The 19,385-nt window shown below is 46.1% G+C and carries 16 protein-coding genes; 13 read left to right on the forward strand and 3 right to left on the reverse strand.

Translation table 11 applies throughout. The annotated features are described in order from the left end of the window. Positions 1–75 precede the first annotated feature (75 nt). The 3 genes from GPK88_RS05265 to glpK all read left to right on the forward strand — a co-directional run bounded on the left by GPK88_RS05265 (position 76) and on the right by glpK (position 3,493). Entirely contained in the window at positions 76–1,194 is a 1,119-nt protein-coding gene (locus tag GPK88_RS05265; protein ID WP_021976754.1) for an Ldh family oxidoreductase, read from the forward strand. A gap of 172 nt (positions 1,195–1,366) precedes the next feature. Then, positions 1,367–1,942, forward strand: a complete 576-nt coding sequence (locus GPK88_RS05270) for a glycerol-3-phosphate responsive antiterminator (RefSeq protein ID WP_148445048.1) — start codon at positions 1,367–1,369, stop codon at positions 1,940–1,942. A 51-nt stretch (positions 1,943–1,993) separates the two neighbouring features. Then, the gene (glpK, locus tag GPK88_RS05275) at positions 1,994–3,493 is read left to right on the forward strand and encodes a glycerol kinase GlpK (protein WP_148445047.1); all 1,500 of its coding nucleotides are present in this window, start codon (positions 1,994–1,996) and stop codon (positions 3,491–3,493) included. 129 nt (positions 3,494–3,622) lie between these two features. Here the strand turns inward: glpK and GPK88_RS05280 are convergent, their stop codons facing one another. Next, a complete protein-coding gene (locus GPK88_RS05280; protein ID WP_148445046.1) occupies positions 3,623–4,033 on the reverse strand; it encodes a DUF6465 family protein in 411 nt (136 codons plus the stop codon). 201 nt (positions 4,034–4,234) lie between these two features. Here GPK88_RS05280 and holA point away from each other — a divergent pair, with 201 nt between their 5' ends. After that, on the forward strand, positions 4,235–5,230 hold the full coding sequence (gene holA / locus GPK88_RS05285; protein WP_148445045.1) for a DNA polymerase III subunit delta: 996 nt from the start codon (positions 4,235–4,237) through the stop codon (positions 5,228–5,230). Between the two features lie 38 nt (positions 5,231–5,268). On the opposite strand, the gene GPK88_RS05290 is transcribed toward holA, so the two are convergent. Together GPK88_RS05290 and rpsT are read right to left on the reverse strand one after the other, a co-directional pair. Continuing rightward, a complete protein-coding gene (locus GPK88_RS05290; protein ID WP_148445044.1) occupies positions 5,269–5,835 on the reverse strand; it encodes a M48 family metallopeptidase in 567 nt (188 codons plus the stop codon). Positions 5,836–5,949: 114 nt separating this feature from the next. Continuing rightward, positions 5,950–6,213 (reverse strand): 30S ribosomal protein S20, encoded by a 264-nt coding sequence (rpsT, locus tag GPK88_RS05295; RefSeq protein ID WP_022426951.1) that lies wholly within the window; start codon positions 6,211–6,213, stop codon positions 5,950–5,952. A 299-nt stretch (positions 6,214–6,512) separates the two neighbouring features. Here rpsT and gpr point away from each other — a divergent pair, with 299 nt between their 5' ends. From gpr to GPK88_RS05340, 9 genes are all read left to right on the forward strand, one after another. Then, entirely contained in the window at positions 6,513–7,442 is a 930-nt protein-coding gene (gpr, locus tag GPK88_RS05300) for a GPR endopeptidase (protein WP_148445043.1), read from the forward strand. A gap of 23 nt (positions 7,443–7,465) precedes the next feature. Then, a complete protein-coding gene (locus GPK88_RS05305; protein WP_303009270.1) occupies positions 7,466–8,761 on the forward strand; it encodes a stage II sporulation protein P in 1,296 nt (431 codons plus the stop codon). 82 nt (positions 8,762–8,843) lie between these two features. Continuing rightward, positions 8,844–10,652, forward strand: coding sequence for a translation elongation factor 4 (gene lepA, locus GPK88_RS05310; protein ID WP_173761770.1), 1,809 nt, complete (start codon positions 8,844–8,846; stop codon positions 10,650–10,652). An 11-nt stretch (positions 10,653–10,663) separates the two neighbouring features. Continuing rightward, positions 10,664–11,020: a hypothetical protein gene (locus GPK88_RS05315; RefSeq protein ID WP_148445041.1), complete on the forward strand. Its 357-nt coding sequence runs from the start codon at positions 10,664–10,666 to the stop codon at positions 11,018–11,020. Then, positions 11,010–12,146 (forward strand): radical SAM family heme chaperone HemW, encoded by a 1,137-nt coding sequence (gene hemW / locus GPK88_RS05320; RefSeq protein ID WP_148445040.1) that lies wholly within the window; start codon positions 11,010–11,012, stop codon positions 12,144–12,146. Before GPK88_RS05315 ends, hemW begins: the two co-directional genes overlap by 11 nt. 157 nt (positions 12,147–12,303) lie before the next feature. Beyond that, positions 12,304–15,153 carry an excinuclease ABC subunit UvrA gene (uvrA, locus tag GPK88_RS05325; protein WP_173771102.1) on the forward strand — a complete coding sequence of 950 codons (2,850 nt, stop codon included), beginning with the start codon at positions 12,304–12,306 and terminating at the stop codon, positions 15,151–15,153. 174 nt (positions 15,154–15,327) lie between these two features. Then, positions 15,328–16,311: a rod shape-determining protein gene (locus GPK88_RS05330; RefSeq protein WP_148445038.1), complete on the forward strand. Its 984-nt coding sequence runs from the start codon at positions 15,328–15,330 to the stop codon at positions 16,309–16,311. Positions 16,312–16,361: 50 nt separating this feature from the next. After that, positions 16,362–18,602, forward strand: a complete 2,241-nt coding sequence (recD2, locus tag GPK88_RS05335; RefSeq protein ID WP_173771103.1) for an SF1B family DNA helicase RecD2 — start codon at positions 16,362–16,364, stop codon at positions 18,600–18,602. A gap of 33 nt (positions 18,603–18,635) precedes the next feature. After that, positions 18,636–19,343: a ComF family protein gene (locus GPK88_RS05340; RefSeq protein WP_244092610.1), complete on the forward strand. Its 708-nt coding sequence runs from the start codon at positions 18,636–18,638 to the stop codon at positions 19,341–19,343. Positions 19,344–19,385: the final 42 nt, after the last annotated feature.

The following is a 19,385-nucleotide window of genomic DNA, read 5'->3' on the forward strand; positions in this document are numbered from 1 at the left end:
AGGAGGGGGTCCTGCTGCAGATCTATATAAGTAAAATAAAAAAAACTATAATAATGTATATGGAGGATTTTTACAATGGAGAAAGAAACAAGACCTTTTATTCCCTGGCAGCTCGCAGATGATTTTATGACAGCTGTATTTGAAAAAGTAGGAGTTCCGGAAGCAGACGCAAGACTTTGCTCTGATGTACTTCTTGAGAGTGACAGACGTGGAATTGAAAGCCATGGTTGCAACCGTTTCAAACCGATCTACATTGATCGTATCAAAGCCGGAATCTTAAACCCGGTAACCAAGATCGATATTATCAAAGAGACACCAACAACTGCAGTTATTGATGCCAACGATGGTATGGGAATGGTAGCCAGCAAGAAAGCTATGGATATGTGTATTGAGAAAGCACATAAGTATGGCATGGGTATGGTTGCAGTTCGTAATTCTTCTCACTATGGAATCGCAGGATACTGGACAGGTCTCGCAACAAAAGAGAACATGATCGGTATCAGTGGTACAAACGCAAGACCGTCCGTTGCACCTACATTTGGTGTTGAGAATATGCTCGGAACAAACCCGCTGACATTCAGCATGCCTACAGATGAGCCATTCCCGTTCATGCTGGACTGTGCAACATCTGTTATCCAGAACGGCAAGATCGAATACTACGCACGTATCGGACACGATACTCCTAAAGGTCTTGTTATTTCCAGAGAAGGTGAGGAGCTTACAGACAGCGTTGAGATCCTCAAGAAGATCCGCAGCAAACAGGCTGCACTTGCTCCTCTCGGCGGATTTGGCGAGACAAACGGAGGATATAAAGGATATGGATACTCCACAGTTGTTGAGATCCTTTCCGCAGCACTTCAGTCCGGTATCTTCTTAAGAGCACTGGAAGGAAAGAATGAGGATGGAAGCATCCGTCCATATCATCTTGGACATTTCTTCATCGCAATCGATACAGAAGCATTCATGGGTGCTGAAGCATTCAAGAAAACATGTGGCGATATCTTAAGAGACCTGAGAGGATCTGAGAAAGCTCCTGGACAGGAACGTATCTATACAGCAGGCGAGAAAGAGTACGATGTATGGATGTATCGTAAAGACAAGGGAGTTCCGGTAACAGAGGCAGTTCAGAAAGAGTTTATCGGACTTCGTGATGAATTCGGACTTACACAGTTCAAATTCCCATTTGAAAAATAATATTGCTGAGTCAGGCAAGTCGTTAAGACTTGCCTGATTTTGGTGAAAATATCGACATATCTTACAAATCTGTCTGGCCTTTGCAGTAAGAAACTGTTACAATAGAGTTAATGTCTTCGGATAATATGAGAAGATATGACTATATTGTGCGAATATTGCGGAGGAAAAGCAGATGAACAGAGAATTTCTGGATGCGATCGAGGCAAACCCGATCATAGCGGCGGTGAAAGACGAGCAGGGACTCTCCAACTGCCTGAGCAGAGAAGAACTTACGGTGATTTTTATTCTGTATGGCGATATTCGTTCTATCGGGGAAATCGTGGAACGGATTCATCAGGCAGGAAAGATTGCTATGGTACATATTGATCTTGTGACAGGCCTGAGTTCAAAAGAGGTTTCTGTCGATTATATTTGCAAAGATATTCATGCAGATGGAATTATTTCCACAAAAGCATCAATGATCAGCAGGGCAAAAAAGCTCGGGATGTATACTGTCCTGCGCTTTTTTCTCATTGATTCCATGGCGATTAAAAATATTGAAAATCTGGGAAATCAGCATGAGCAGCTGCCGGATGTGGTGGAAGTGCTGCCTGGTCTGATGCCGAAGATTCTCAAGAAAATATGTAAAACAAGCAGAGTACCAGTGATTGCAGGGGGACTGATCTCTGATAAAGAGGACGTAATGGGAGCGCTGGGGGCGGGGGCTGCGGCGGTTTCCACTACGAATCAGGAGGTATGGGAGCTTTAAAACTGCATAGATACAGCTATGTGGTTAAGTAATGTATTGGAGGATTTTTATATGGCAAAATATGTTATGGCGCTGGATTCCGGAACAACCAGCAACCGTTGTATTCTTTTCGATGAAAACGGAAGGATCCGCAGTGTGGCGCAGAAGGAGTTTATCCAGCATTTTCCGAAACCGGGATGGGTAGAGCATGATGCAGGTGAGATCTGGTCCACACAGCTTTCTGTTGCCAGAGAGGCTATGAACCAGATTGAGGCAACGGCAGAGGATATTGCAGCGATCGGTATCACCAATCAGAGAGAGACCACTATTGTCTGGGATAAGAATACGGGACAGCCGGTTTATCATGCCATCGTATGGCAGTGCAGAAGAACTTCAGAATACTGCGACAGCCTGAAAGCGAGGGGACTGGAAGAGAAAATTCGTCAGAAAACAGGTCTTGTTATTGATGCGTATTTTTCCGCAACCAAGGTAAAATGGATTCTGGATAATGTGGAAGGTGCCCGTGAAAGAGCTGAGAAAGGTGAGCTTCTGTTCGGTACGGTGGAAACCTGGCTGATCTGGAAACTGACCAAGGGTGCTGTCCATGTAACCGATTATTCCAATGCATCCAGAACCATGATGTTCAATATCAACACATTGGAGTGGGATGATGAAATTCTGGAGGAGCTTAATATTCCGAAGTGTATGCTTCCACAGGTAAAAGAGTCCAGCGAAATCTATGGGGAAACCGATCCATCCTTCTTTGGTGGAAGGATTCCGGTGGCCGGTGCAGCCGGTGACCAGCAGGCAGCATTGTTCGGACAGGCCTGCTTTGAGAAAGGGGAAACCAAGAATACATATGGAACCGGTGGTTTCCTTCTGATGAATGCAGGAGATAAACCGGTATTTTCAAACAACGGACTTGTCACCACTATCGGATGGGGCCTCAATGGAAAAGTTACCTACGTTCTGGAAGGATCCGTATTCGTTGCCGGTGCAGCAATCCAGTGGCTCCGTGATGAACTTCATCTGGTGGATTCCGCTTCAGATACGGAATATTTTGCGGGAAAAGTGCCGGATGCAAACGGATGTTATGTAGTGCCTGCATTTACGGGACTTGGAGCTCCTTACTGGGATCAGTATGCACGTGGTACAATTGTAGGACTGACCCGTGGTGTGAATAAATATCATATTATACGTGCGACTCTGGAATCTCTTGCATATCAGGTCAATGACGTGCTGGAGGTTATGAAAGCAGATGCCGGAAGTGATCTTGCAGTTCTCCGTGTAGACGGCGGAGCAAGTGCCAACAACCTTCTTCTGCAGATTCAGTCCAATATCAGTAATGTGGCTGTAGAACGTCCGGAATGTATTGAGACAACTGCTCTTGGTGCCGCATATCTTGCAGGTCTCGCTGTAGGATTCTGGGAAAGCAAGGAAGCAGTACTGGAAAGCCGCAGCGTGGAGCGTATTTTCCGTACAGAGATTGATGATGAGAAGCGCAGTGCGATGGTAAAAGGATGGAGAGCGGCAGTAGGCTGTTCCAGAGACTGGATTAAAAAAATCCAGTAAAAGATAAAAAAGAAAAGTCATGCAGCGGGACGAAAATGAAAATGTCCTGTGCATGGCTTTTTTGCGCTTCCGGAACTGCCATGGGCAGACCGGCGTAGTATTTCGGTTGCGGAACTGATCCGTCCGAACTTACAGAGTGGTCAGATCGATCTTGTAATCGTCGGAACCTTCTCCGTCAGCAGTGTAGTAAGCTGCTCTTTCTTCTGCATTTACATAGATGTGGAGCTCTTTGCCCTTAAGGCCTTTCGCCTCTGCATCTTTCTTAACAGCTGCTTCAAGGTCTGCAACTGTGATGGATGTCTCAAAAATTTCAAGTGTGATGCCGCTGATCTTATGATTTTTTACAGTGTTTTTAACTTCTTCTACTACTTCTGGTGCCTTGGCTGCTACAGTCTCTGTTGCTTTTTTTACTGCTTTTACAGTTTTCTCAGCTGCAGGTGTTTTCTCGATTTTTTCTACAGTTGATTTCACAGTAGCCTTGGCTTTTGTGGTTGCGCTCTTCAGGTTACTTGTTGCTTTACTAGTTCTTTTTTTCTCCATAATGGAACACTCCCTTCCACATATTTCGCTGGCAGAACGGCTCTGCCGGAATATGTACCCGTCTACAGTATCATGAATTTGCCGGAAAGTCAAATTTTTACCGGAGTATGTTGCATTTCCGGCGGTTGTCGTATAAACTGAGATACAGAGAAAAAGTCCCCGGGTGATTGCGGGAATACGATTCAGACAGGAGTACAGATATTGAAAAATATTCAGGAAGACATCAAATCAGGAAAATTTAAGCAGGCATATCTGCTCTACGGAGAAGAAGCGTATCTGAAACAGCAGTATAAGAGAAATCTGGTGAAAGCGTTGAATCCGGATGATGATACGATGAATTTTGCCAGATATGAGGGAAAAGGAATCGATGTGAGAGAACTTCTGAGCCTTTTTGATACGATGCCCTTTTTTGCGGAGCGCAGGGTGGTTCTTCTGGAGGATACCGGATTTTTTAAGAATAAATGTGAGGAACTGGCAGATTATATGAAAAATCTTCCGGATTATCTGTATCTGGTATTCTGTGAATCCGAGGTAGATAAACGAAGCCGTATGTATAAGGCAGTGAAAGCCTGTGGAAGTATCGGAGAATTTAAACAGCAGGATGAAAAAACGCTGATGCGGTGGGCGGCAGGAATTCTCGGGAAAAACGGGCGTAAGATTACCCAGCGGGATGTGGAGCTGCTTCTGTCCATGACGGGGACAGATATGGGAAATTTAAGGATGGAGCTGGAAAAACTGATTTCCTATACAGAAGGCAGAGAGGTTGTGACTGGAGAAGATATCCGTGCTGTCTGTACCACACAGACAACCAACAAAATTTTTGATATGGTCCGCGCCGTGACAGAGAAAAATCAGAAACGTGCACTGGATCTGTATTACGATCTTCTGACGCTGCGGGAGCCACCGATGAGAATTCTGTTTCTCCTTGCAAAGCAGTTCCGGCAGATCTGTCTTACGAAGAAATTATCAGAGGAGGGACTTTCCCAGACAGAGATTGCATCCAAACTTGGCGTGCCATCCTTTGTTGTGCGAAATCTGGAATCCTGCGCCAGGGCTTACACAGTAGAAGAACTTGAAAATGCGGTGCGAGACTTTGTGGATGCGGAAGAAGCTGTGAAGACAGGTACGTTAGGGGATGTGCTCAGCGTGGAACTTCTGATTGTGAAATACAGTTCGGCGCGGAAGAGGAGCGCATAGGAAAGAATCGTGAAATATCTGCCTAAAAGCCTGGAAATTCAGGGATTCTGCCACAGAGTCTTTCCGTTATCCCGGAGCCATTTTTCGTAAATTTTATATTCCGGCATCACAGACGCCACCACTGCGTAGAAGGCAGGAGAATGGTTCATTTCCTTCCGGTGGGCAAGTTCGTGGACAACAACATAATCGAGAACCTTTTCCGGTGCGAAAATCAGCCGCCAGTTGAAGTTTAAGTTTCCCTCACTGGTGCAGCTTCCCCAGCGTGTTTTCTGTTCCCGGATAGTGATACGGCCGTAAGTTACGCTCATTTTTTTGGCGTAGGCTGCGGTTTTTCTTTTGAATATTTTTCGGGCAGATTCCATATAATAACTGCGGCGGAAATCGGAGAGCGGGCGGTTTTCTCCAGGAGACGGAACCGGTTCGGATGCAGCGTGGGAGAGGTGCTTCAGAATCCAGCTTTCTTTTTGCGTGAGGAAATTTTCGATGGTGGTATCTGACATTGTGCGTGGAGCACGGACAGTCACCTGGCCGGAAGCGCTGACCTGGATTGCCAGTGTTTTCCGGTTACTGCGAATGAGACGATAAGGGAATGGATGAGTGCCCATAGAAAACTCCTTTCTTGTAAAAGTGAGAGCAGAATATAAAAAAAGACAGTCGCTGACGGTTCGACTGTCTTTCCTTTTACTTATAAGCTTATAACTAAAATATTCCGTGGTCTATTACGCAATGCTGTTGACAGCTTTGGAAAGACGGGAAATTTTTCTGGCGCAGTTATTTTTGTGGTAAACGCCCTTGGATGTAGCTTTGCTGATTGTGGAGATTGCGTCCTTAAGAGCAACCTCTGCAGCTGCCTTATCCTTATTCTCAACTGCTGTCTCAACTTTCTTGATGGAAGTCTTAACTGCAGAACGGATTGCTTTGTTTCTTGCAGCCTTAGTGCTGTTAACTAAGATTCTCTTCTTTGCGGATTTAATGTTAGCCAATTCGTACACCTCCGATTCCTAAAAAATATAATATAAATTACATTCACAGGAACAGACACGGGCGCTCCTATGAAACATGCTTATATATATTATTATACATGGAGTGTAATGTCAAGATGTTTTTCGGAAAAATTCCAAAAAAATATGCAAAAACTACCAGATGCTGTGGATGAAAGGGGAAATGGTACATATTTATGGGAAAATGGGGAATAATGAAAGGGAAAACATCGGAAAAGCTGTTTTCATGTGGATGACAGAGGAAAATGGCTGGCAATTTTACAGAAAAAGAGGATGAGAGTATGGCTGGAAGGAGCAGAATCAGAACTGACCTGGCGCTGGAGGCAACGGAACGCTTTCAGGAGGAAAATGTAGAAGTACATGGAGTGGAGATCAGGGAAAAATACGATGAGGAAAAAGACGTGCGGACTACCGTAGTACGGATCACAACAGAAAACGGGGCCAGGACCATGGGAAAACCGCAGGGAACCTACATTACCATTGAGGCGCCGGACCTTTCCGTTCCGGATGAAGATTATCACAGGGAAATCTCGGAAGAAGTGGCGCATCATTTAAGGGAGCTGATTGATCTTGGACGGCAGCAGTCGATCCTGGTGGTAGGACTTGGAAATCAGGAGATCACTGCGGATTCCCTTGGCCCCCGTGCGGTTTCCGGTCTTCATATGACAAGGCATGTAATCCGGGAATACGGGCTGAAGGCAAACACACATATGAAAATGCATCAGATCAGTGGGATTGCGCCTGGGGTAATGGCTCAGACCGGAATGGAAACCCTGGAAATTATTCAGGGTATTGTTTCTGAGACAAAGCCGGATGTGGTAATTGCCATTGATGCGCTGGCAGCCAGGAATACAGCAAGGTTGAACCGTACCATTCAGATTACAGATACCGGGATCAATCCGGGGTCCGGTGTGGGAAACCACAGGGAAGGGCTCAATGAAGAGAATCTTTCCGTGCGGGTGATCGGAATCGGTGTGCCTACAGTGGTAGATGCCGCAACCATTGTCCATGATTCCATGGCAAGCCTGCTGGATGCACTGGAGGAAGAAGAGCAGAAAGAGTTTCTGGAAGAAATGATTTCACCCAAACTTTATACCATGTTTGTAACACCGAAAGATGTGGATGAAACTGTGCGGTATTTAAGCTTTACGATTTCCGAGGGGCTTAATCTGGCATTTTCCGATAGTCTAATCGAAGAGGACAGGTCATAAAATACCATAAGAGGTGATCGTGGGTGACGAATATCCAGAGGGCATTCTGCGTGTTTTTGAGTCTGATCTTTCTGTGCGTTGTGGCTGCGCTTACGGGAGATTTTTTTAAGCATGGTGAGATATACAGACAGCTGCCGCTGTATTGCTTTCTGGAAAAGAAAGCTCTGCAGGAAGAGACTGGAAGGGACCGGGAAACGGAGATGCTTTTGAAGGAAAAAAATGAGGAGCATCTGGGCGAGGAAGTGGAAGCGGAGAACCGGAAAGAGCAGGAGGCACTATTGATGGCTGAGGTGGAAGAGGCAGAGAAGAAAGAAGAAAAGCAAAAAAAGGAAGTGCAGAAGTCAGAGGAGAAATCTGCTGACAGTACAGAAAATAAGAAGGATACCGGTGTGGAAAATAAAGAACCGGAAATTACGAAACCGGAAATTACCCAGATGGAGATCACTCCGGCGGGCTCTGATGCGGCAGAAAAGAAAGCTTCCGTCGAAAAAACGGTGAAAGAACAGGAAACAGTGGCAGTTCCGCATCCGCAGATTGACTTATCTCCTGCAAAACTGGCAGATTTTGATTATGTGATGAATCAGTTTTTTATTCTGGATTCCAATACGGAGACCAATGCACAGCAGATCAGCGGAACACGATTTCTGGGGGAAGATCTGTCCATAAAACAGGACAGTAAAGTACCGCAGATTTTGATTTACCATACCCATTCCCAGGAAACATTTGTGGATTCCAGGGAAGGAAAGGAGGAGGATACCATTGTGGGAGTGGGAAATTACCTTACGGACCTTCTGGAGGAAAAATATGGTTATCAGGTAATTCATGTGACGGATGCTTTTGATATGATGGGTGGAACCCTGGATCGGAGCAAAGCTTATGATTATGCGAGGATATCCATAGAAAAAGTTCTGGAAGAAAATCCCACCGTCGAAGTTGTGATTGACCTTCACAGGGACGGAGTGCCGGATGACCGCCGTCTGGTAACAGAGGTCAACGGGAAATCTACCGCCCAGTTGCTTTTTTATAATGGATTAAGCTATACCGTTAATCAGGGGGCAGTAAGCTATCTGCCCAATCCTTACATAGAAGAAAATCTGGCATTTTCCTTCCAGCTGGAATACCAGGCAGCACAATATTATCCGGATCTTTACCGGGGAATTTATCTAGCAGGTCTTCGCTATAATCTGCATCTTAAACCCCGTGCGTTGCTTCTGGAAGCCGGAGCACAGACCAATACCGTGGAGGAAGTCCGAAATGCAATGGAACCTTTTGCAGATATCTTAAACAGAGTCCTGAAAGGCAGTGACAAAGAAGACTAAAATATGATATGATAAAGAGCAGTATGGATAAATATGCGTTCCCAACGCTTTATACGAGAGAAATTTAAGGAGGACTTCCTGAATGATAGACCAGAGTAAAATTCGAAATTTTTGTATCATTGCACATATTGACCACGGTAAATCAACACTTGCTGACCGTATTATTGAGATGACGGGACTTCTCACAGAAAGAGAAATGCAGGCCCAGGTTCTGGATAACATGGAACTTGAGAGAGAGAGGGGAATTACTATTAAATCCCAGGCCGTTCGTATTGTATACAAAGCCAAGGATGGAAATGAGTATATTTTTAACCTGATTGATACCCCCGGACATGTAGACTTTAACTATGAGGTTTCTCGAAGCCTTGCGGCCTGTGACGGAGCCATTCTTGTTGTGGATGCTGCCCAGGGAATTGAGGCGCAGACGCTTGCCAATGTATACATGGCACTGGATCATGACCTGGATGTGGTTCCGGTGATCAACAAGATCGACCTTCCAAGTGCGGATCCGGAGCGTGTTATTAATGAAATTGAGGATGTAATCGGAATTGAAGCCCAGGATGCACCACAGATTTCCGCAAAAACAGGACTGAACGTAGACCAGGTTCTGGAGCAGATCGTCAATAAGGTTCCGGCTCCGGAAGGAGATGTGGACGCACCGCTGAAAGCCCTGATTTTTGACTCCGTTTATGATCCTTATAAGGGCGTTATCGTATTTTGCAGAGTGAAAGACGGCCGTGTAAAAAAAGGCACGAAAATCCATATGATGGCGACCGGATTTACCACAGAAGTTGTAGAAGTGGGATATTTTGGTGCAGGTCAGTTTATTCCGTGTGATGAGCTGACCGCGGGTATGGTTGGATATATCACAGCCAGTATCAAGAATGTCCGTGATACCCGTGTGGGTGATACGGTAACGGATGCGGACAATCCCTGTGCGGAGGCACTTCCGGGATATAAGAAAGTTAATCCTATGGTTTACTGTGGACTTTATCCGGCAGATGGAGCCAAGTATGGCGATCTCCGTGATGCACTGGAGAAACTTCAGCTCAATGATGCTTCTCTTTATTATGAACCGGAGACATCGGTTGCCCTTGGATTTGGATTCCGCTGCGGATTCCTGGGACTTCTTCATCTGGAGATCATTCAGGAGCGTCTGGAGAGAGAATATAACCTGGATCTTGTAACCACAGCACCAAGTGTTATCTATAAAGTTTACAAAACCAATGGCGAGATCATTGAGCTGACCAATCCGACCAATCTTCCGGATCCTTCTGAGATCGAGTACATGGAAGAGCCAATGGTGAAGGCTGAGATTATGGTAACCACCGAGTTCATCGGTGCGATTATGGATCTCTGTCAGGAGAGACGAGGCCAGTACGAAGGCATGGAATATATGGAAGAAACCCGTGCACTTCTGAAATACAGATTGCCCCTCAACGAGATCATCTACGATTTCTTTGATGCGCTGAAATCACGTTCCAGAGGTTATGCATCTCTGGATTATGAGCTGGACGGATATGAGAGAAGTGAGCTTGTGAAGCTGGATATCCTTGTAAATAAGGAAGAAGTGGATGCACTTTCCTTTATTGTCCATGCGGACACTGCATATGAGCGCGGCAGAAAGATGTGCGAGAAGCTGAAAGATGAAATCCCGAGACAGCTCTTTGAGATCCCGATCCAGGCAGCCATCGGAAGCAAGGTTATTGCCAGAGAGACCGTAAGAGCTATGCGTAAAGACGTTCTTGCCAAGTGTTACGGTGGTGATATTTCCCGTAAGAAGAAACTTCTGGAGAAACAGAAGGAAGGTAAGAAGCGTATGCGCCAGGTAGGTAATGTGGAGATTCCGCAGAAGGCCTTTATGAGTGTTCTGAAGCTGGATGATAAATAGGAGATGACTTTTTGAAAAAAAATATAAAACGGCTGTTTCTGGCAGCAGGACTTCTGACGATGACAGGAGTTCTGCTTACCGGATGTGGCTCAAAGAAGAAAAATGCGGAAGATGAGAGCGTGATCAAAATCAGTACAGTGCCGGAGCCTACTGTTACGGTGGCGCCCCAGGAGATAGATCCGTCTGCGGTAACTACCAATGGAAGTCTTAAGATGGTAAATGAATATCTTGCAGAGAATGGCGGGGAGGCGCTTGGCATAACTGATGTGACGCCAACACCGGCAGCTTCTGACGGAAGTGCAGACAGTACAGGTGATTCCGGTTCAGATACTTCCGATAATGGGGAAGGAGCAGCAGATGGAGAATAAGGCAAAAAAGCCCCTGGAACTCTATGTTCATATTCCTTTCTGTGTGAAAAAATGCGATTACTGTGATTTCCTTTCGGGACCTGCAGGAAAAGAGCGGCAGGCGGAATATTTTCGTGCTCTTGAAAAAGAAGTGGCGGCTGTTTCGGATTTTCCGGATCGGGAGATTACCACAGTTTTTATCGGAGGAGGAACGCCCTCCGTACCGGAACCTGCGTTTATTGCAGGTTTAATGGATCAGATCAGAAATAAGTTTTTTATGGCCCCGGATGCTGAGATTACCATCGAAGCGAATCCGGGGACTTTATATAAGGAAAAACTTCAGGAGTATCTGGAGCACGGAATTAACCGGCTGAGCCTGGGTCTGCAGTCACCACAGAACCGGGAGTTGAAGATTCTGGGACGGATTCATACCTGGGAAGAATTTCTGGAAAGTTTTTTCATGGCAGAAGAAGCAGGATTTACGAACATCAATATAGATCTCATGAGTGCGATTCCGGAGCAGACATATGAAGCCTGGGAAAAAAATCTCCGCACAGTGGCAGAACTTTCACCGGAGCATATTTCCGCATATAGCCTGATTGTGGAGGAGGGAACGCCTTTCTGGGAACGGGAGCTGAAACTTCCGGATGAGGACACCGAATATCGCATGTATGAGGATACTGCCGCAATTCTGGGGGAATACGGATTTCATCAGTATGAAATTTCCAATTATGCAAAAAAAGGCCGGGAATGCAGGCACAATAAGGGATACTGGCAGAGAACCGATTATCTGGGATTTGGACTTGGCGCATCTTCACTTCTGAATCATGTGCGTTTTTCCAACACAGATAATATGGAAGAATATCTCAGAAACAGCGCATTTCCGGAAAAAATTCGCCGGAATGTGGAAGCCCTCACCAGGGAAGATGAGATGGCAGAATTTATGTTTCTGGGGCTTCGTATGACAGAAGGGGTATCACTGCGTGGATTCAAGGAATATTTCGGGGAAAATATGGAGAATATTTACGGCGAGGTTCTGAAAAAGCACCGGAATCTTGGTCTGCTGGAACAAAAAGACGGCAGGATCTTTCTGACCAGACGGGGAATTCACGTGAGCAACGGGGTGATGGCAGATTTTCTCCTGTAGCGGATTTTGTCGATTTTTTCACCTTGACGAACGAATGTTCTGATTGTATACTGTAAAAAACAAACAGAAATTTTACAGCAGAATGAGAGACAGATATTCTGCTATAGAAGAAAATACCGGAAGATTTTTATATGGCCGGGCAGAGTAGGAGGCTTTCATGTCAGCAGAAGTGAACGATAAGAAGCGTTTTATCAGAATACGTGGAGCGAATGAGAATAATCTTAAGAATCTCAGCGTGGATATTCCCAGAGACCAGTTTGTGGTACTTACCGGGCTCAGTGGATCCGGTAAGTCATCCCTTGCGTTTGATACGATCTATGCGGAAGGACAGAGGCGTTATATGGAATCTCTTTCTTCCTATGCAAGACAGTTCCTTGGACAGATGGAGAAACCGGATGTGGAGAGCATCGAGGGACTGCCTCCTGCGATTTCCATTGATCAGAAGTCAACGAACCGGAATCCCCGTTCTACTGTGGGAACTGTAACGGAGATCTATGATTATTTCCGTCTTCTGTATGCCCGTGTGGGAATTCCACACTGCCCGAAATGTGGAAGAGAGATCCGCAAGCAGACCGTAGACCAGATGGTAGATCAGATTATGATGCTTCCGGAGCGGCAGAAGATTCAGCTTCTTGCACCGGTAGTCCGTGGTCGGAAGGGAACACATGCCAAGCTTCTGGATCAGGCCAGAAGAAGCGGATATGTAAGAGTACAGATTGATGGAAGTCTGTATGAACTTTCAGAAGAGATCAAGCTGGATAAGAACATTAAGCATAATATTGAGATTGTTGTGGACCGTCTCATTGTGAAACCAGGAATTGAGAAACGTCTTTCCGATTCCATTGAGACAGTACTGGAACTGGCAGACGGCCTTCTCGTAGTAGATACCATGGACGGGAAACTTCTGAACTTCAGCCAGAGTTTTTCCTGCCCGGACTGCGGAATCAGCATTGATGAGATCGAACCGAGGAGCTTTTCTTTCAATAATCCCTTCGGTGCCTGCCCGCAATGTCTGGGACTTGGTTATAAGATGGAATTTGATATTGACCTGATGATTCCGGATAAGAAGCTGAGCATCAATGAGGGAGCAATTGCAGTTCTCGGATGGCAGTCCTGTACAACACAGGGAAGTTTTTCCAGGGCGATTCTGGATGCCCTTGCCAGAGAATATGATTTTTCCCTGGATACACCGTTCTGTGAATACCCGAAGAAAATTCAGGATATTCTCATCAACGGTACCGGTGGCCATTCGGTGAAAGTTTATTATAAAGGCCAGCGTGGGGAAGGAGTCTATGATGTGGCATTTCCGGGACTGATCCGGAACGTGGAACAGAGATACCGGGAGACCGGTTCTGAGACCATGAAGCAGGAATATGAGAGTTTTATGCGTATCACTCCATGTAATGCCTGCAAGGGCCAGCGACTGAAAAAGGAATCTCTGGCAGTGACTGTGGCAGATAAGAATATCTATGAAGTGACCAATATGCCGGTGGAGAAACTACAGGGCTTTCTCCATGACCTGAAGCTTTCCAGCCAGCAGGAGCTGATCGGGAAGCAGATCCTGAAGGAAATCCGTGCCAGAGTAGGATTTCTGGCAGAAGTTGGGCTGGAATATCTTTCTCTTGGAAGGGCTACCGGAACCCTTTCCGGAGGCGAGGCGCAGAGAATCCGTCTTGCAACACAGATTGGTTCCGGCCTTGTGGGAGTTGCCTATATTCTGGATGAGCCAAGCATCGGACTTCATCAGAGAGATAATGACAAGCTTCTCGGAGCACTGATGAGGCTTCGGGATCTTGGTAACAGTCTGATTGTGGTGGAACATGATGAAGATACCATGCGTGCGGCGGACTGTGTGATTGACATTGGCCCGGGTGCCGGAGAACATGGCGGACAGCTGGTTGCCATGGGTACGGCCGAGGATCTGATGAAGAATGAGAATTCTGTAACCGGTGCCTATTTAAGTGGAAGACGGAAGATCCCGGTACCGGAAGTGCGGAAGGAACCAACCGGATTTCTGACAATCAAAGGAGCGTCCGAGAACAACCTGAAGCACATTGATGTGGATATTCCACTGGGAGTCATGACCTGTATCACCGGTGTTTCCGGGTCCGGTAAGAGTTCCCTGATTAATGAAATCCTCTATAAGAGACTGGCGAGAGATCTGAACCGTGCCAGGGTGATTCCCGGAAAGCATGATGATATCCTGGGAATTGATCAGCTGGATAAGGTAATTGATATTGATCAGTCTCCGATTGGAAGAACACCACGTTCCAACCCTGCAACTTACACCGGCGTTTTTGACCAGATCCGTGATCTTTTTGCGGCAACTGCAGATGCCAAGGCCAAGGGTTACAAGAAAGGACGTTTCAGCTTTAATGTCAAGGGTGGACGGTGCGAAGCCTGCAGTGGAGACGGAATCATCAAGATTGAGATGCATTTTCTGCCGGATGTGTATGTGCCTTGTGAAGTCTGCAAGGGAAAGCGTTATAACCGCGAGACACTGGAAGTGAAATATAAGGGCAAGAGTATTTATGATGTGCTGAATATGACGGTGGAAGAGGCGCTGACATTTTTTGAAAATGTTCCTTCGATCCGCAGAAAGATTGAGACGCTGTACGATGTCGGCCTTTCGTATATCCGTCTGGGACAGCCGTCCACAACTCTTTCCGGAGGTGAGGCACAGCGTATCAAGCTTGCCACGGAGCTCAGTAAGCGAAGTACAGGAAAAACAATCTATATTCTGGATGAGCCGACTACAGGGCTGCATTTTGCAGATGTGCACAAACTGATTGAGATTCTGCGCCGCCTGTCCGAAGGTGGAAATACGGTTGTGGTTATTGAACATAATCTGGATGTGATCAAGACGGCTGATTATATTATTGATATCGGCCCGGAGGGCGGTGACAGAGGCGGAACGGTAATTGCCAGAGGAACACCGGAAGAAGTGGCGGCAAGCCCGGTTTCCTACACCGGTAAATATGTGAAAAAATACCTGGAGCAGAAATAACCGGTAAAAGTCCTTTTCAATTCCGATGGTTTTGTATATAATGAAGTGCGGGAACTTTCCGGCAGATGCTGTGAGATTATGCAATATCTGCGGGAGAAAGATATAGAAGAGAGAACAGAACAAGTCAGAAGATGCGTTGGCAGAAGAACAGTGCAGACGCAGGCGGGAGGATTTATGCCGGCAAAAGATATCGGAATCGATCTGGGAACCAGAAACAGTCTGGTGTTTTCCACAGGCAGGGGAATCGTTTTGAGAGAGCCTTCTGTGGTTATTTATGATAAAGATACAGAGAAAATCAGAGCTATCGGAGAAGAGGCCAGACAGATGGCAGGACATCTGTCATCCAACATGGAAGTCATATGGCCGATCCGCAGAGGCGTGATTGTAGATTATAATGTAATGGAAAAGATGCTGAAATATTTTATTTCTCAGGCCATGGGACGGAGAGCTTTTCGGAAACCGAGGGTCAGCATCAGCGTGCCAAGCGGCATTACGGAAATTGAGCGTAAGGCTATGGAAGAAGCTGCATATCAGTCCGGAGCCAGGGAGGTTTTTCTTGTGGAAGAACCGATTGCTGCCGCAATTGGAGCAGGTGTGGATATCACCAAACCTTTTGGAAATCTGATTGTGGATATTGGTGCGGGAACTACGGATGTTGCGGTTATATCTGTAGGAGGCGTGGTAGTTTCTGCATCTGTGAAGGTTGCGGGAGATAATTTTAACCACGCAATTATGAATTATGTAAGAGAGAAGCACAGCCTTTTTATCGGAGAGGATGCTGCGGAGAACATTAAAATCAAAATCGGGACGGCCAGCGAAGAGGCAGATCTTAGGACTATGGAAGTAAAAGGCAGAAACATTATCACAGGACTTCCCAAAGTTGCCACACTGACTTCGGAAGAAATCCGTACTGCCCTGCGGGAAGCTACCGGACAGATTGTGGAGGCAGTTCATGGTGTCCTCGAAAAGACACCACCAGAACTGGCTGCAGATATTATGGACAGAGGAATTGTTCTTACAGGTGGTGGAGCTATGCTTCATGGCATGGATGCACTGATTGAACAGAAGACAGGTGTAAGCACGCTGACTGTGCAGGATGCCATGCTTGTGGTGGCTGCCGGAACAGGGAAATATGCGGAAATCATGTCGAGAATGTAAAGGTTAAGGCGCTGCAGCAGCAGTGCCTTTTGCTTATAAAGGAGAAGAAAATGAGCGAAACAGTTACAGGATATATAGATCATGTGATTTTCCGGAATGATGATAATGGATATACGGTTATGGTGCTGAAGGGGCTGGAAGAGGAAAAGGAGCTTACCTGTGTGGGAACATTTCCTGCAATTACGCAGGGAGCGTCCATTGAGGCGATGGGAAATTATATCACCCATCCGGTATATGGCAAGCAGTTTCAGATTTCCTCCTATGTAGAAAAAATGCCGGAAGATGCGCTGGCAATGGAGCGATATCTGGGGTCCGGAGCAATCAAGGGAATTGGTGCGGCACTTGCGGCAAGGATCGTGCGGCGTTTCGGGAATGACACCATGCGGATTGTGGAAGAAGAACCGGAGCGTCTGGCAGAGATTAAAGGTATCAGTGAAAAGAAAGCACTGGAGATTGCGGAACAGATGACAGAAAAGGCAGATATGCGCCGGGCCATGGTTTTTCTGCAGAAATATGGAATATCACTGAATCTGGGAGCGAAGATTTACCAGAAATACGGGCAGTCTGTATATGGAGTTCTTCAGGAAAATCCATATCGCCTTGCAGAGGATATCAGTGGGGTAGGATTTCGAATTGCAGATGAGATTGCTTCCAGAATCGGCATCCATACAGATTCAGATTACAGAATCCGAAGTGGAATGTTGTATACTCTCCTACAGGCTTCCGGGGAAGGACATATTTACCTTCCAAAAGAGGAACTTTTTTCCAGGGCATCCAGGCTTCTGGGTGTGGATGTTTCCTACATGGAAAAACATCTCATGGATATGGTTGTGGACCGGAAACTGATTCTGAAGGAAACAGAAGAAGGGACAGTGGTTTATCCTACACATTATTATTATCTGGAACTAAATTCTGCAAAAATGTTATGTGAACTGAACATTCTCTGCCCAGAGGATGAGCAGATGATGAAAAAACGGATCTCCAGAATTGAAAAAGAGACAGGGACAGAGCTGGATGAGATGCAGAGACAGGCAATGGCAGCTGCCGCCCAGCATGGATTATTTATTCTTACGGGAGGTCCTGGAACCGGAAAAACAACCACAATCAACGCAATTATCCGGTATTTTGAAGAAGAAGGGGCAGAGCTGCGTCTTGCGGCACCTACCGGCCGTGCTGCAAAAAGAATGACAGAAGCCACCGGCTATGAGGCGCAGACCATTCACCGACTTCTGGAACTGAATGGACTTCCGGAAGGAGAACAGGATGGAAGAGCGGTTCATTTTGATCGTAATTCTGAGAATCCACTGGAAGCAGATGTTATTATTATTGACGAAATGTCCATGGTGGATATTTCTCTGATGTATTCACTTCTTCTTGCGGTAACTGCAGGGACCAGGTTGATTCTGGTAGGGGATGAGAATCAGCTGCCAAGCGTTGGACCGGGAAATGTGCTGAGGGATATTATTCGCAGTGGATGTTTTCCGGTGGTTGAGCTGAAGAAGATTTTCCGGCAGGCGTCAGAGAGTGATATCGTAGTAAATGCCCACAAAATTAACCGCGGTGAACAGGTCACTATCAACAACAAAAGCCGGGATTTCTTTTTCCTGAAACGGTATGACGCAGACATTATTATCCGGGTAGTGATTGCCCTGATTCAGGAAAAACTTCCACGCTATGTGGATGCCAAACCTTACGAAATTCAGGTTCTGACCCCTATGCGGAAGGGCCTTCTGGGAGTGGAAAGACTGAATCAGATTCTTCAGAGATATCTGAATCCGCCGGATGAGAAGAAAAAAGAAAAAGAAATCGGGCAGCGCCTTTTCCGCGAAGGTGACAAGGTAATGCAGGTGAAGAACAACTATCAGCTGGAATGGGAGATTCTTGGAAGATATAAGATACCGGTTGACAAAGGCGCCGGGGTATTTAACGGAGATACCGGTATCATGACAGAAATCAATGAGTTTGCGGAAACCGCAACTGTGGAATTTGAGGATGGACGTCAGGCGCAGTATTCATTCAAGCAGCTGGAAGAGCTGGAACTTGCCTATGCGGTTACCATACATAAGTCCCAGGGTTCGGAATATCCGGCAGTGATTATTCCGATACTTTCCGGACCGAGAATGCTGATGAACAGGAACCTTCTGTATACAGCAGTAACCAGAGCGCGGAGATGTGTTACTGTGGTTGGAAGTGAGAATACCTTTGCGGAGATGATCCGTAACGAGAAACAGCAGCAGAGATACAGTTCCCTGGATAAGAGAATCCGGGAACTGGACGAATTGGAAGCTTAAGCAGGAGAGCGCCATCGGGGAGAAAGGACTTTCTTGAAAAAAACAACAGAAATTCTACTGGATATGCTTTATCCGAAAAAGTGTCCTCTGTGTCATCAGATACTGAAAGAAAAGAACAGTTTGGTCTGCCCAGACTGTTTCCAAAAAGCCATGCCAATGAAAGAGCCTCTGTGCATGAAATGCGGAAGACCGGTAAGGATGGAAGAAGAATACTGCCAGGATTGCAGAAGCGGAGTTCATCATTTTACAGAAGGAAGAAGTATTTTTCCCTATGGAGAAATCTGGCGTCAGTCACTGGTACGGTTCAAGTATTATGGATGTCGGGAATACGGAGACTTCTACGCAAAAGCCATAAGTATTTATGGAAGACAATATCTGGAACGCTGGAAACCGCAGATGGTTGTGCCTGTACCTCTGCATTCCAGAAAGAAACGGATGAGAGGGTTCAACCAGGCGGCATATCTTGCAGAGAGGGTCAGCTGTTTTACGGGAATTCCGTGGAGTGACAATCTGGTAATTAAGATCCGGAACACGAAATCCCAGAAAAAACTTAATGCGTCCCAGAGGAAGAAAAACCTCAGAAACGCATATCTGGTAACCCGGAAAATTACCGGTTTCTCTGTACTGGTGGTGGATGATGTTTATACAACAGGAAGCACAATGGATGCCATGGCAATGTGTCTTCAGGAGGCAGGAGCAAAGGATGTTTATTTCCTTACAGTATGCGCTGGAAAGGCGTGAAAGAGCCGAAAAAACACTTTTCATAGGTAGGGAACTATGCTA

It is taken from the genome of Blautia sp. MCC269, assembly GCF_018785655.1.
Classification (GTDB): Bacteria; Bacillota; Clostridia; order Lachnospirales; family Lachnospiraceae; genus Blautia_A.

Excerpts from the sequence above, each read along its gene's own strand:
- glpK (WP_148445047.1), top strand. The coding sequence starts at position 1,994 with ATGGCAAAATATGTTATGGCGCTGGATTCCGGAACAACCAGCAACCGT.
- lepA (WP_173761770.1), top strand. The coding sequence starts at position 8,844 with ATGATAGACCAGAGTAAAATTCGAAATTTTTGTATCATTGCACATATT.
- GPK88_RS05265 (WP_021976754.1), top strand. The coding sequence starts at position 76 with ATGGAGAAAGAAACAAGACCTTTTATTCCCTGGCAGCTCGCAGATGAT.
- recD2 (WP_173771103.1), top strand. The coding sequence starts at position 16,362 with ATGAGCGAAACAGTTACAGGATATATAGATCATGTGATTTTCCGGAAT.
- gpr (WP_148445043.1), top strand. The coding sequence starts at position 6,513 with ATGGCTGGAAGGAGCAGAATCAGAACTGACCTGGCGCTGGAGGCAACG.
- hemW (WP_148445040.1), top strand. The coding sequence starts at position 11,010 with ATGGAGAATAAGGCAAAAAAGCCCCTGGAACTCTATGTTCATATTCCT.
- GPK88_RS05290 (WP_148445044.1), bottom strand. The coding sequence starts at position 5,835 with ATGGGCACTCATCCATTCCCTTATCGTCTCATTCGCAGTAACCGGAAA.
- uvrA (WP_173771102.1), top strand. The coding sequence starts at position 12,304 with ATGTCAGCAGAAGTGAACGATAAGAAGCGTTTTATCAGAATACGTGGA.
- GPK88_RS05270 (WP_148445048.1), top strand. The coding sequence starts at position 1,367 with ATGAACAGAGAATTTCTGGATGCGATCGAGGCAAACCCGATCATAGCG.
- GPK88_RS05280 (WP_148445046.1), bottom strand. The coding sequence starts at position 4,033 with ATGGAGAAAAAAAGAACTAGTAAAGCAACAAGTAACCTGAAGAGCGCA.
- GPK88_RS05330 (WP_148445038.1), top strand. The coding sequence starts at position 15,328 with ATGCCGGCAAAAGATATCGGAATCGATCTGGGAACCAGAAACAGTCTG.